A 12,797-nucleotide genomic window follows, 5' to 3' on the forward strand; every position below is an offset into this window, starting at 1 on the left:
CGATCCGAAACTGGGGCATGATCCTGAATCAATTTTTGACTATTTTTGAAAACAGAGTCAGGCTTTAAGCTTTGCCCGACCCCGATTGAAAAGTTTACACAGTTAATGCGATAGTCCCTGGTGTAGACATATTCTTCGTAATAAGTGGCTTTATTATGACATACATCGTAAGCAAAAATGAAGACTCATTTTTATACCGCCGGATCATTCGAATTGTACCACTTTATTATGGTATGACATTTTTTACCGTCACGTTATTTCTTCTCAAACCTGTCTGGTTCCGGAATGTGATAGTAACGCCTGAGGCGATCATCAAATCTCTTTTATTTATCCCCTATCGGATCAAAGGAAGTGGCCCAATACTATCGCTTGGCTGGACTCTAAATTATGAAATGTTCTTCTATCTCACGATAGCCATATCAATTAGTCTTTTTGGAAACAAAAGAGGTATGATCGCATGTTTGATTCTTCTTTCTCTGTTTGTATTGATCTGTCAAATCTATCCTCCGACAAATTACATACTGGCATTTTACAGCGGAAGTATTATACTGGAATTTGTGGCCGGTAGCTTTTTATTTTATCATTGGAACGCACGGAAGCACTCGTTGTCTCTGACGACTAAATGGGTCGGGAAAATCCTGGGAATCCTTTCCCTTATTTTCTTAATCATAACCGACTACTTTTACGATCCAACCCTTAGCAGATTCTTGCTTTTTGGAATACCCTCTCTTTTTCTCACTAATGCAGCTTTAATGGTTGAAGGAAAAGTTGATATTAAGAAGAAGCTTTACTCAACTGCGGTCCTATTGGGTGATTCGAGTTACGCGATGTACCTAACTCACCCGTTCATTATCTACGCATTCATCAGGCTGGTTTTCAAAAATTTCAAAAGTGAGAATGTTTTATTTAGAATGACAGAACTGGTCGTGACCATGATTATCGTCTGCTTTGTGAGTATTGTCATTTACAAATGGTTTGAAAAACCAGTGATGAAAAAATTAAAACTGGCGACAAATAACAAATTTCGTCGTGAGGAATCGGTTAAAACTGCAAGGGTATAATCTAAGAACTACTAAATAGTTATAACGAACTGTTATTTATACATCTCCAAAATCCCTTTCAACCCCTCCAAAGTATCCGCCTCCACCGCTTTCTTATCCTTCCGCCACCGCAAAATCCTCGGAAACCGCACCGCAATTCCTGATTTATGCCTTGAAGATTCATTAATACCTTCAAACCCGATTTCGAAAACCAGTTCAGGCTTTACCGTTCTTACCGGACCGAATTTTTCCAGCACATTTCTTTTGATAAAATAATCAACCTGACCGATTTCAACATCTGTCAAACCAGAATAGGCTTTTGCGAAAGGAACCAGTTTTCCATCTTCGCCCCACACCGCGAAGGTATAATCGGTAAACAGTTCTGCGCGCCGCCCGGAGCCTTTTTGAGCATAGATAAGTACCGCGTCCACACTCAGCGGGTTGATTTTCCATTTCCACCAATCGCCTTTTTTCCGCCCAACCTGATACGTACTGGCTTTTCTTTTGATCATAAAACCCTCGGCAATGTTTTGCCTGGACATATCATGTAATTCACGCAATACCTGCCATTCCTTGAAATCAATCAATGGTGACAGGTTGAAAACAAATTGATCTGGGGCATTTTTATGAACCAGTTCCAGTTCCGCCCGTCGCTGCTCCTGGGTAAAACCTCTCAAATCAACTCCATTCGCTTCCAGAATATCATAAGCCAGAAATGCGACCGGTGCTTCTTCCAATACTTTTTTTGATAGATTTTTCCGACCAATGCGTGTTTGTAATACATTAAAAGGCATTGGTTTATCATCCATATAACTCACAATTTCCCCATCCAGCACAGTACCGTTTGGCAAAACTTCACTCAGGAAATGCAATTCAGGAAACTTCTCGGTCGACAATTCTTCACCTCTCGTCCAGATAAAAAGCTCGTTGTTTCTATAAATGATCTGCGAACGGATACCATCCCATTTCCACTCGGCAAACCAGTCGCCGGGTTCTCCCAAGTCTGAAACATCGCCTTCGATCGGGTAAGCGAGAAAAAATGGGTATGGCCGGGAAGCATTGTCGTTTTCGCCTTTGTCTAAAATCAGTTGTTCAAAATTAGTGTCTTTGGGATCCCATTGACCCATTACCCGATGCGCGATTACATTGGAATCCGTCTCGGTAGCTTCGGCCAATGCTCTCACGACCAGCGTTTGCGAAACGCCGATCCGGAAACTCCCCATTAGTAATTTATTAAACACAAAGGTCTCATGTTGAGATAATTGCGACCAGGCCTGCAAAATGTGATCGTGTTTCTCTTCATCTGTCATTCCCGGTAAAAGTCCGAGATAGTAGAACCACTCTGTAAGCGATTTATCAGAAGCAACCGTCTGATTTCTAGGCAAAAGCAGTGAAATCGTCTCCCCCAGGTCACCCACACTTTGGTAACTTTCCTGAAAAAGCCACATCGGGATGTTTGCTTCTTGCGCCGCCCATTCCTTTACCATGGTCCGATTGACCTTAAATGAAGGCCTGCGGCCAGTAAAAAGGGTTAATGCCCATAACTTATCCTCGTCTGACGCCGACAGGAAATATTGTTTCATCAACTCCACCTTTGCATTGGTTTTGTTGGTGCGGTCCAGGTTCATGAAAAGTTCTGCAAATTGTTTCATGAGATGACCCCTCCTTCCCTTACCCCTAAATCCCCTGATGGGGACTTTATGTTTGATAGTGATTCCTTGTGTAGCTCATAGCTTTCCATTCCAGCACTGACATCCTGCACGACTTCTTCCTCTTCATTCTCGTCCTCATTCCCATACATGGTCGTCACCTCCCCAGCTTCAATGCCATTTTCATTCAGCCACCTTGAATAAATACTGGTGTAGCCGTGTGTAACGTACACTTTTCCGGCTCCCGATTCTTTAACCGCAGTATTCAAATCCGGCCAATCTACATGGTCGCTCAATACAAAACCCTGATCGACGGCCCGGCGGTTTTTTGCTCCCCGCAACGCCATCCAGCCGGAACAGTATCCAAGTGAATACGGATTGAATTTTTTGATCCAGGTGCTGCTATCGACGGAAGGCGGCGCCAGAACCAGCGAACCTTTAAACAGTTTGCGATCGGTTTCTTTCGTTACTAATGTCAGTTCGGGCAGATCAAAACCGGCTTGCCTCAATCTTTCATTCAATGTATAAATGGCGCCATGTGCGTAAATGACGTCGTCCTGCAATTGAATATTTTTCAAAATCCTTTGCATTTTGCCCAAAGAATAACCCATTAACACGCTCGCTTTTCCTTCTGACTTATTTTGCGCCCACCAGTTATCGATTTCCGTCATGACTTCGTGTTGCGGCTGCCATTTGTAAATGGGTAACCCGAATGTCGATTCAGTAATAAACACATTGCATTTGACCGGCTCAAACGGCGTCGCAAAATGATCGTCTTCCAGCTTGTAATCACCGCTCGCCACCCACACCTCACCCTTATATTCCACCCGCACCTGGGCAGAACCAATAATATGCCCGGCCGGGTGTAGCGAAAAAGAGACCCCGTTGATCACGAATTTCTCGCCGTATTCAACGGTTTGCAAGGAGATATCCTGTCCCAACCGCAGCCGCAAAATAGGCTCGCTATCCTTGTGAGAAAGATAATGCTTGCTTCCCCAGCGGGCATGATCGCTGTGTGCGTGAGTAATGATCGCTTTGTCCACAGGTATCCATGGGTCAATGTGCGCATCGGCAACGGAGCAGTATATACTTTTGCCGGTAAATTGTAAAAGCGGTTGTGCTGGCATACGTAACCAAAATATTAAAAGCGTGCCATTTGTCTGTTTTACATTCGGATGGCTTTGAAAATTAAATGCTACTTTTGAGTTACTTTACCCTCAATTCCCCGTCTTATTATAAACCAATTTTAATTACACAACTATGACAAAGAAAAGCATTGAAAGTTTGTTGCCACCAAGTGAAGAAGCAGCACGGTATCTCCAAAATGCCAGGCAGATTTTGACTGAAAAGGCAGGCAAGAAAGACGATCTGTACGCAGATATAAAATACGTAAAAATGGCCGCGGGGACTGCATATTCAGCCGCTCTGCTGATTTTGGACGAATATCTGAGGCAAAAAGAGGGGCTCAAATTTACAAAACCGAAAAGCATTGAAGATTACACAAGCAGAGTAAGGAAATATGACAAAAAGTTGCTCACGTTATTAGTAGATGTTTACGGTGAACTTCATATTAACGGTTACTACATTGGAACCCGGTCCGTCAACATCATACAAACAGGCCTTGAAAATGTGAAGCAAATGCTTGCGTACATTTAAATTCAACAACACACTTTTTTTTACTACTATGTCAATGAAAACGATTGAAAATACACTGTCGCCAAGTGAGGAAGCAGCAAGGTATCTTGAAAATGCCAGACAGATCCTGACTGAAAAAGCAGGCAAAAAAAATGGGTTATATGCAGATGTTAAATACGTGAGAATGGCCGCAGGGACTGCTTATTCAGCAGCTTTGCTAATTCTGGATGAATATTTGAAACAAAAAGAAGGTATTTATTTTGAAAAGCCTACAAGCATTGAGGATTACAAATGCCGGATTAGGAAGTACGACAAAAAGCTTCTTAAACACACTATGAATGCGTATGGTGAACTTCATATCGCAGGTTACTACCATGGTACGGAATCAGCTGAAATCATTCAGAACGGCCTGGAAAATGTGAAGCAAATGCTTGCTTACATTTAAATTATCCAGTATACATCTTAGCTCCACAACTATGTCAAAAAAAAATATTGAGAATCCCCTACCATCAAATGAGAAAGCTGCCAGTTATCTGGAAAATGCCCGGCAAATTCTGTCAGAAAAGGCTAGAAAGGATGATGGAGAATACAGAAATATCAGATATGTAAAAATGGCATCACGTACCGCATATTCTGCTGCGCTTCTGATAATAGATGAATATTTAAAGCAACACGAAGGTGTTAAGTTTAAAAAGCCGACAAGTATAGAAGATTATACCGATAGGCTCAGAAAGTATGATAAAAAGCTTTTAGTTCTCTTGCTGGAAGTTTATGATGAATTGCACATCGTTGGTTACTATTATGGCACCAGATCTGTAAACACGATTCAGACAGGTCTGGAAAATGTGAGGAAGATGCTGACCTATATTTAAAACAGGTAGCCGAGATTGCCTCTTTTTCCATTTTTTTTCAAGATATGATGCTTAGCAAATACATACTACTTCCTCTTTTTCTTTACCTCATCTTAGCCTGCAATTCCGAAAATTCCTCTCATACTGCCCAGAAACAAACTTCCCAGGCCACTAATTATACCAATCAAGTCGAAATAAAACACGCCAAAGGCTTCACCATCGAATACTTTAAAGACTACAAAATCGCCGGCATCATCAGTTCTGCCGACACTTTAAAATACATTCTGCTCGAAAAAGGTGCTACCCGTCCACAAGGTTATCCCAATGCACAACTAGTCGAAATTCCGGTAAAAACTGCCGTCGCAATGTCTTCCATGCATATCGGGCTTTTTGAATTTCTGGAATCTGAACAAGTTTTAACTGGTTTGGTAAACCTGCAATATGTTTATTCTCCGTCAGTTAGAAGTTTAATCAAAGCTGGTAAAATCTCAGAAGTCGGCAGAGACCAGGGTTTGAATGAAGAAAAGCTGATCGAAATGCATCCGGGAATTGTGATGACAGTAGGAAGTCCTGGTACGAAATCGGATCATTATCAAATCCTGAAACAAGCTGAGATCCCGGTACTGGCAAACTCGGAATGGATTGAAAAAACACCTCTGGCACGCGCGGAATGGGTTAAATTGGTCGCTGCTTTCCTCAATAAGGAGAAACTGGTCAATGAGAAATTTGGGAAACTTGAAGCAGAATATAACCGGTTGACAGCCTTAGCTGAGGGCTCAAAAACAAAGCCGACTGTTCTTTCCGGACTCAATACAAAAGATGCCTGGTTCATGCCCAGCGGTGATGGATATATGTCGAAATTCTTCCAGGATGCAGGTTCGGATTACCATTGGAAAGATAAAAAAGCAGAAGGAAGCCTGCCATTGAATTTTGAGGCAGTTTACCCGTTTGCATTAGAGGCAGACTATTGGGTTAATGTGGGTTTCAGTAATAGTGATACTAAAAAAGACATTCTTAGCCAAGATTCACGATATTCCGATTTTAAAGCATTCAAATCCGGGAAAATGTACAGCTATAATGCGAAAGTAAATGAGCTGGGTGCCAATGATTTCTTTGAATCAGGTACTGTTAATCCACACATTGTACTCGCCGACCTGATCAAAATATTTCATCCCGAAATACTGCCCGATCATCAATTCGTTTACTACAAACAACTTCAGTGATGGGCGAACATGAAAATAGCAGGAACTGGATTCTCAGTGGTCTGGCAATTTTGGCTGTTGTTTTCTTTGCATTAGACATTATGCTTGGCTCCATTCAAATTCCTTTCCGCGAAGTGTTCAGGATCGTATTCAGCGGCGAATCGGAGAATAAAGCCTGGTTGTTCATCATTGAAAAAATACGTTTACCCAAAGCATTTACTGCCATTTTAGCCGGTTGTGGGCTTTCTGTGAGCGGGTTACAAATGCAAACCCTATTCCGGAACCCGTTGGCCGGACCATCTGAATTGGGAATAACCGCAGGTGCAGGTTTAGGTGTAGCAGCGGTCATGCTCACTGGCGGGAGCAGTGCTAGTATTTATGCAATCAGTCAGTTGGGGATTTCCGGGAGCTGGCTCATTGTTGGCATGTCTTCGCTGGGCTCGGGATTGGTTTTAGCGCTCATATTACTGATTGCGGGAAAGATCCGGGACAACGTCATTTTATTGATCGTCGGTGTGATGATCGGGACTATTACACTTTCCATTATCAGCATCTGGCAGTATTTTAGTCAGCCCGAACAATTGCAGGAATACATTATGTGGACTTTCGGCTCTTTAAACGGCGTAACCGGCTATCATTTGTGTGTTCTTTCCGGGGTTGTCATTTTTGGGCTGCTACTCGCATTTATCTCTTCAAAATCCCTCAACGCATTATTACTGGGAGAGAATTATGCCCGGAGCATGGGGCTTTCCATTGGCAAAACCCGACTGGTTATCATGCTGAGCACCAGCATTCTCACTGGCAGCGTTACTGCATTTTGCGGTCCGATCGGCTTTGTAGGTATCGCCATTCCGCACATTACCCGGTCGCTGCTCGGCACCGCGAACCACCGCATACTGGTTCCTGCAACATGCCTCATGGGAACGGTGCTTATGCTACTTTGCGACATCATCGCTCAAATGCCAGGAACAGATACGGTCGTTCCGATCAACATTGTGACTTCTTTACTGGGTGCACCGATCGTGATCTGGGTGATCATCAGCCGCAACAACATTCGTTCTTCATTCTCATGAGCGAAATCCTTCCCTATCTGGCAACTGAAAATCTGACGATCGGGTATCGGTCAAAAGGTTTGGTCAAAGCCATCTCTAAATCTCTTAATCTGCATTTGTGGCCTGGAAACCTGGTTTGTTTACTTGGTTCAAACGGTTCGGGTAAATCCACATTAATGCGGACCTTGGCAGGGTTACAGCCTGCGTTAGAAGGAAAAGTACGGATCAACGGACAAACGCTTTCAAATCTGAAACCTGAAAATCTGGCTCAAAAACTCAGCCTGGTCTTAACAGAACGTGTGGAAGTTGGGAACCTCGCAGCCCGCGAAGTCATCAACCTCGGACGGACGCCATACACAAACTGGCTCGGAAAACTGGACGATACCGACAAACAAAAGATTGCCCAGGCGATTGACGATGCCGACGTTTCCGATCTCCTCGAGAAACGCATGCATCAGCTGAGCGACGGAGAAAGGCAAAAAGTAATGCTGGCAAGAGCATTGGCGCAGGATACCGACCTTATCTTACTCGACGAGCCGACCGCCCATCTGGATCTGCCGACGCGCATTGAAATGATGCATTTGCTTCATACCCTCGCACAAAAGACGGGAAAGGCCATTTTATTAAGTACGCACGAACTGGATCTTGCCTTACAAACCGCTGATTATCTGTGGCTTTTGCAGCACGACGGTACATTGGTAACCGGCGTTCCCGAGGATCTGGTACTGAATGGTTCTTTCGAATCTGCATTCTCGAAAACCGGATTTCTGTTCGATAAAGCCTCGGGTACTTTTAGTGTCCGCAGAAACTCTGCTAGCACTTCAATCTATGTTTCCGGTGATGAAGATCTGGTTTTATGGACCAAAAGAGCGATCAAAAGACAAGGTTGGGAAGCTGTATCCGCGGAAAATACCTCTTTTAAAATCCATACTTTCAGGGACAATGCGCTGCGCGTTTGGGAGGTAACAAATAGCTCCGGAACCCACACATTTGAATCCATTGAGGCACTAATCCGGCATATCCAATCAAAATAAGTAACTCCTGATGTACCCGTAAATCAATTGCTGATTGATTTACGCCCGAAATAGTTAGTTTTGGATACAAAAGCTAGTCTACATTTACTCTTCGCATGATCCTCTTACTTTCGTTGGCACTATGGCTGAATACCGCCATTTGCTATCTGACCTTTTACCAAAACGGCAGGCAATCGTTTCGGCGTTCTGCCCTGGCGGCCTCCCTCGGCGTTTTTTTCTTTCTGGCAGCCATTACAGAAATCCTCGGGGTGCTCAACGCGATTACCAGTATGGCGGTAACCGGTAGCTGGCTCGTTTTTGATCTGTTTCTACTCCTGCACTATTTACGACTTCAAAAAAAACACAATACTTCCTTTTCACAGATTACCAAAGGCTGGCTTTCCGGTGCCAGGGCATTCGTTCAGCGGGCCGGCATTTTTACCATCATCCTTTTATCCGTGATCTCTGTCGCAACCCTGATCGTCGCCATTGTCGCAACACCAAACAACCTTGATTCACTGTGTTACCATTTGAGCCGGCTGGGATATTGGGTTCAGAACAAGAATGTATCGCATTATGCCTCACACATCGAAAGATCCATTTCGTTCAGCCCCTTTTCGGAGTACGTACATCTTCACACTTTTTTGCTTTCCGGGACCGAGCGTTATTTTCAGTTATTACAATGGTCTTGCCTGGTGGGCATCCTGGCAATTATCTCGCTGCTTACCGAACTACTGAGCGATTCGAAATGGACGATGAGGATCGCACTGACGTTTGCTGCCACTTTGCCGATCGCAGTACTGGAATCAATGACCACCCAAAACGATCTGGTCGTTGCATTTTTCATTATTGCAACGGCATTTTACGTTTTTGATTTTGCTAAAACACAAAACCGCACTTCACTTATTTTTCTCGTTTTAGCCGTGGGACTTGGTATGATGACAAAAGGAACATTTGCCTTTTACGCACTCCCGTTTGGGTTGTATCTGTTTATTTTCATGGTTTCCCGGCCTGAATTGTACAAATCTCTGGTTGCGCTGGCTGCCGGTACGCTTGTTATACTTCTGCTTTTGAATGCGCCGTTCTGGTTCCGTACCTACCAACTTTTTGGGTCGCCGATCGGACCGATGACAAATGGAAATAAAACCCATTTTAATGGCCCGGCCGATTATATTTCCTCTTTATCCAAGCATGTTGTGCTGCATCTCGGTTTTGTCTCGCCCGGAAACAAATACAATATCCTGATAGAAAATCAGCTTAAGAAGCTGCATCATGCCATGGGTATTCCATTAAACTCAGCGGGTACGGGGATGGATTTTAAAATGAATAAGCTCAATTTCAATGAAGATTTTGCACACAACTTTCTGGCCATCTGGCTGATCATTTTTAGTATCCCGCTGCTGTTTTTCGCCCGGCTATCGCGGCCCGCGAAATTGTATTCCCGGCTGGCTTTACTCAGCTTTCTGGTTTTTTGCTTTTTTATTGCTTATCAAACGTACGGTTCCAGGCTGCATATCGCCTTTTTCATGCTTTACTCGCCGGTGATCGGATTGGTGTACAGCTCGTTTCTATCGGGGTTTTTATCAAAATCGTTGGTGTTTATTCTTTGGCTCGCTGCATTACCGTTCGCATTGCTGAGCGTTACCCATCCCCTTTTGTCTACAAAGTGGTTTTTCGAAACCGTTTTCCCTCCGATTAATTCCGCTCTAAACCTGAACATCAATATTGAGGGAAATATGAATTTGAAACAGGAGAGCGTTTTATTTTCAACACCCGAAAAAGCACTCTGGGGCGATTACTGGCCGGAAACGGAGAAATTTCTGAAAGAAGTAAATGCGCACCATCCGAAGAAAATCGGATTCGATTTTGAAGAAGACAGCCACGATTATGCGTATCAGTATTCATTAAGAAGTCCTGGCCGGGTATTTGAGCATGTAGCCGTAAGAAATTTATCCGGAACACTGGAAAAACCTGATTTTCAACCGGATGTAATTATTGCAGAACGCTATGAAGGAGAGAAGTTCAGTTACCATAATAAACTATATATATCCCTCGCATTTGCGCTCGACAGATGGCTTTATGTCCCTGTTCCATAATATTTTCAAATAAACCAATTGAAGACAATGACTGCTCTGGAAACCGTAAAACTATATTATCAGTGTTTCAACCAAAAAAACTGGGCTGGAATGCTGGCTCTTCTGGATCCTGAGGTTCGCCATGAGGCCAATCAGGGAGATGTCCGGATCGGCGCCGAAAAGTTTACCGAATTTTTAAGAATAATGGATGAATCCTATGAAGAAACGCTAACCGACATGGTCCTTTTTACCGAGCCATCCGGGAAGCGTATTGCGGCTGAATTCGTCGTAAACGGCATTTATAAACAAAGCGAAGAAGGAATGCCGCAAGCATACGGACAATCCTATGTTCTTCCAGCCGGTGCTTTTCTGGAAGTCAGGGAAGGTCGGGTCAGCCGGGTTACAACTTACTATAACTTACCACGCTGGATTGAGCTGGTTTCGAATCCCAGATAATGGACAACCTGACTTTCCTAAGTAAGAGCGGGCGCGGGATTGAATCTGTTTTACATGATCTCGCGCAACTCCGGATCACCGTTTTTCACGATTATCCTTATTTGTACGAAGGTTCCGTTGATTACGAAATGGAGTACCTGAAAGTTTACCTGAAATCGGACCGTTCATTTCTCTTCGCGGTATATGATGGTGACAGAATGGTAGGTGCAACGACTTGTATCCCATTAGCAGATGAAGCTTCCGAAGTCAGGAAACCATTTGAAGACGCCGGTTTTAACGTGCAATCCATTTTTTATTTTGGAGAGAGCATTTTGCTGCCGGAATATCGCGGATCAGGTATCGGACATCGGTTTTTTGATGAACGTGAAGCACATGCAACCAGCTTCGGAACCTATGCCTATGAACTGAGTTGCTTTTGTTCGGTCGACCGGGGTGAAAGTCATCCTGCAGAGCCCGCAAATTATCGCCCCAACGATGCTTTTTGGATAAAACGTGGTTATATTAAAGAGCCGGGATTGCGGACTTACATGAGCTGGCCCGATCTTGGCGAAAGCGAATCCAGTCTGAAACCCATGATTTTCTGGACCAAAAAGCTTGATTAGTAGTATTGAAATGACTGTAACTGTTGCGACTGCCCAATATCCGATTACCGAACATGCCGATTTTTCTGCCTGGAAAAGCCATACCGAACTTTGGGTATCGGATGCCGTAAAGAATGGCGCTCAGTTGCTTCTTTTCCCGGAATATGGCTCGATGGAACTGGTCAGTATTTTTTCACAAGAAATCAGAAGCAACATCAGACAACAGATTCTCTCGCTGGATGCGGTAAAATCTGAGTTTTGCGCGGTTTTTGAAATGCTGGCAAAAGAATATAAGTGCATAATCGTCGCTCCTACCATTCCTATTGTCGAAAACGGTCAGAACCTGAACCGGGCGTATGTTTTTTCTGAGAATGGGCTTGTTGGTTACCAGGATAAGTTTTTCATGACCCGCTTTGAGAATGAGGAATGGGGCATTCAATCGGCACCAAAAGTTCTCACTGTTTTCGAAGCTTCATGGGGGAAATTCGGCATCCAGATCTGCTATGACGTCGAATTTGCATTGGGCTCCCAAATTTTATGCAATGCCGGCGCTTCACTCGTTCTCGCCCCAAGCTGCACGGAAACCATCCGCGGCGCAACCCGGGTACACATTGGCACGCGGGCACGTGCATTAGAAAATCAGGCTTACACGGTGGTTTCACAAACGGTAGGAAACGCCGAATGGTCGCCCGCCGTCGATATCAATTACGGTTACGCTGCATTTTATTCTACTCCCGACAAGGATATGCCCGATGACGGTATTATCTCAACAATGCAGCCTCAAAACGAAGGCTGGCTGATCCAGGAGCTTGATTTCTCTAAGATTGAGACCGTCAGACATGATGGCCAGGTTTTCAATTTCAGGGATCATTCGAGGCTGGCAAATGCATTTGCGGGCGAAGAAATCGAGATTCTCTACCGCACTGTTTAGGGACGTTTCAAAACCCGATTCACTTCCTCCACCGAAATGCGGTCGGGCATGTTGCCGAATTGCTGCCTCACGAAGGTCAGTAACTGGGCCATTTCTTCGGATTTGATAAAATCGTGTTTGGGCATTAAATCATTGTAGGGTTTGCCCAAAACCTTTATTTCTCCCTCCAAACCATTGGCTACCACCTGTATAAGCCTTCTTTTATCCTCGGTAACCCACTCCGAATTTACCAAAGGCGGAAAACGGCTACCGTCACCCTTTCCATCCCGCTGGTGGCAGGGTGTGCAGTATGTGTTGTAAATCCGCTGCCCG

Annotated in this window: 14 protein-coding genes; 11 read left to right on the forward strand and 3 right to left on the reverse strand. The window is 44.2% G+C overall.

Annotated elements, in window-relative coordinates; genetic code table 11:
- Nucleotides 1-128: 128 nt before the first annotated feature.
- Nucleotides 129-1,061 (forward strand): acyltransferase, encoded by a 933-nt coding sequence (locus LZG72_RS28130; RefSeq protein ID WP_310590578.1) that lies wholly within the window; start codon nucleotides 129-131, stop codon nucleotides 1,059-1,061.
- Between the two features lie 32 nt (nucleotides 1,062-1,093).
- Here the strand turns inward: LZG72_RS28130 and LZG72_RS28135 are convergent, their stop codons facing one another.
- Both LZG72_RS28135 and LZG72_RS28140 read right to left on the reverse strand, forming a co-directional pair.
- Complete coding sequence (locus LZG72_RS28135; RefSeq protein WP_233878492.1) at nucleotides 1,094-2,692, reverse strand: ATP-dependent DNA ligase; 1,599 nt, start codon at nucleotides 2,690-2,692, stop codon at nucleotides 1,094-1,096.
- Nucleotides 2,689-3,816, reverse strand: a complete 1,128-nt coding sequence (locus LZG72_RS28140; RefSeq protein WP_233878493.1) for a ligase-associated DNA damage response exonuclease — start codon at nucleotides 3,814-3,816, stop codon at nucleotides 2,689-2,691. Before LZG72_RS28140 ends, LZG72_RS28135 begins: the two co-directional genes overlap by 4 nt.
- A 133-nt stretch (nucleotides 3,817-3,949) precedes the next feature.
- Between LZG72_RS28140 and LZG72_RS28145 the strand changes: the two genes are divergently transcribed.
- From LZG72_RS28145 to LZG72_RS28190, 10 genes are all read left to right on the forward strand, one after another.
- Nucleotides 3,950-4,345, forward strand: a complete 396-nt coding sequence (locus LZG72_RS28145; RefSeq protein ID WP_233878494.1) for a DUF5618 family protein — start codon at nucleotides 3,950-3,952, stop codon at nucleotides 4,343-4,345.
- Between the two features lie 34 nt (nucleotides 4,346-4,379).
- Entirely contained in the window at nucleotides 4,380-4,769 is a 390-nt protein-coding gene (locus LZG72_RS28150) for a DUF5618 family protein (protein ID WP_233878495.1), read from the forward strand.
- Nucleotides 4,770-4,800: 31 nt separating this feature from the next.
- Nucleotides 4,801-5,196, forward strand: a complete 396-nt coding sequence (locus LZG72_RS28155) for a DUF5618 family protein (protein ID WP_233878496.1) — start codon at nucleotides 4,801-4,803, stop codon at nucleotides 5,194-5,196.
- Nucleotides 5,197-5,240: 44 nt separating this feature from the next.
- Complete coding sequence (locus tag LZG72_RS28160) at nucleotides 5,241-6,398, forward strand: ABC transporter substrate-binding protein (protein WP_233878498.1); 1,158 nt, start codon at nucleotides 5,241-5,243, stop codon at nucleotides 6,396-6,398.
- On the forward strand, nucleotides 6,398-7,450 hold the full coding sequence (locus tag LZG72_RS28165) for an iron ABC transporter permease (RefSeq protein ID WP_233878499.1): 1,053 nt from the start codon (nucleotides 6,398-6,400) through the stop codon (nucleotides 7,448-7,450). The genes LZG72_RS28160 and LZG72_RS28165 overlap by 1 nt, the downstream gene beginning before the upstream one ends.
- A complete protein-coding gene (locus LZG72_RS28170; RefSeq protein ID WP_233878501.1) occupies nucleotides 7,447-8,463 on the forward strand; it encodes an ABC transporter ATP-binding protein in 1,017 nt (338 codons plus the stop codon). Before LZG72_RS28165 ends, LZG72_RS28170 begins: the two co-directional genes overlap by 4 nt.
- A gap of 95 nt (nucleotides 8,464-8,558) precedes the next feature.
- Nucleotides 8,559-10,538: a glycosyltransferase family 39 protein gene (locus LZG72_RS28175; protein ID WP_233878503.1), complete on the forward strand. Its 1,980-nt coding sequence runs from the start codon at nucleotides 8,559-8,561 to the stop codon at nucleotides 10,536-10,538.
- Between the two features lie 27 nt (nucleotides 10,539-10,565).
- Nucleotides 10,566-10,973 (forward strand): nuclear transport factor 2 family protein, encoded by a 408-nt coding sequence (locus tag LZG72_RS28180; protein WP_233878504.1) that lies wholly within the window; start codon nucleotides 10,566-10,568, stop codon nucleotides 10,971-10,973.
- Nucleotides 10,973-11,575: a GNAT family N-acetyltransferase gene (locus LZG72_RS28185; RefSeq protein WP_233878506.1), complete on the forward strand. Its 603-nt coding sequence runs from the start codon at nucleotides 10,973-10,975 to the stop codon at nucleotides 11,573-11,575. The genes LZG72_RS28180 and LZG72_RS28185 overlap by 1 nt, the downstream gene beginning before the upstream one ends.
- A 10-nt stretch (nucleotides 11,576-11,585) precedes the next feature.
- On the forward strand, nucleotides 11,586-12,485 hold the full coding sequence (locus tag LZG72_RS28190; protein ID WP_233878507.1) for a carbon-nitrogen hydrolase family protein: 900 nt from the start codon (nucleotides 11,586-11,588) through the stop codon (nucleotides 12,483-12,485).
- Here the strand turns inward: LZG72_RS28190 and LZG72_RS28195 are convergent.
- A partial coding sequence (locus LZG72_RS28195) for a cytochrome c (protein WP_233878509.1) occupies nucleotides 12,482-12,797 on the reverse strand: 316 nt, incomplete at its 5' end. The genes LZG72_RS28190 and LZG72_RS28195 overlap by 4 nt on opposite strands.

This window comes from Dyadobacter sp. CY323 (genome assembly GCF_021390245.1).
GTDB lineage: Bacteria > Bacteroidota > Bacteroidia > Cytophagales > Spirosomataceae > Dyadobacter.

Coding starts and splice junctions, on each gene's coding strand:
- LZG72_RS28135 (WP_233878492.1), bottom strand. CDS start 2,692: ATGAAACAATTTGCAGAACTTTTCATGAACCTGGACCGCACCAACAAA.
- LZG72_RS28150 (WP_233878495.1), top strand. CDS start 4,380: ATGAAAACGATTGAAAATACACTGTCGCCAAGTGAGGAAGCAGCAAGG.
- LZG72_RS28170 (WP_233878501.1), top strand. CDS start 7,447: ATGAGCGAAATCCTTCCCTATCTGGCAACTGAAAATCTGACGATCGGG.
- LZG72_RS28140 (WP_233878493.1), bottom strand. CDS start 3,816: ATGCCAGCACAACCGCTTTTACAATTTACCGGCAAAAGTATATACTGC.
- LZG72_RS28180 (WP_233878504.1), top strand. CDS start 10,566: ATGACTGCTCTGGAAACCGTAAAACTATATTATCAGTGTTTCAACCAA.
- LZG72_RS28175 (WP_233878503.1), top strand. CDS start 8,559: ATGATCCTCTTACTTTCGTTGGCACTATGGCTGAATACCGCCATTTGC.
- LZG72_RS28155 (WP_233878496.1), top strand. CDS start 4,801: ATGTCAAAAAAAAATATTGAGAATCCCCTACCATCAAATGAGAAAGCT.
- LZG72_RS28160 (WP_233878498.1), top strand. CDS start 5,241: ATGATGCTTAGCAAATACATACTACTTCCTCTTTTTCTTTACCTCATC.
- LZG72_RS28185 (WP_233878506.1), top strand. CDS start 10,973: ATGGACAACCTGACTTTCCTAAGTAAGAGCGGGCGCGGGATTGAATCT.
- LZG72_RS28190 (WP_233878507.1), top strand. CDS start 11,586: ATGACTGTAACTGTTGCGACTGCCCAATATCCGATTACCGAACATGCC.
- LZG72_RS28165 (WP_233878499.1), top strand. CDS start 6,398: ATGGGCGAACATGAAAATAGCAGGAACTGGATTCTCAGTGGTCTGGCA.
- LZG72_RS28145 (WP_233878494.1), top strand. CDS start 3,950: ATGACAAAGAAAAGCATTGAAAGTTTGTTGCCACCAAGTGAAGAAGCA.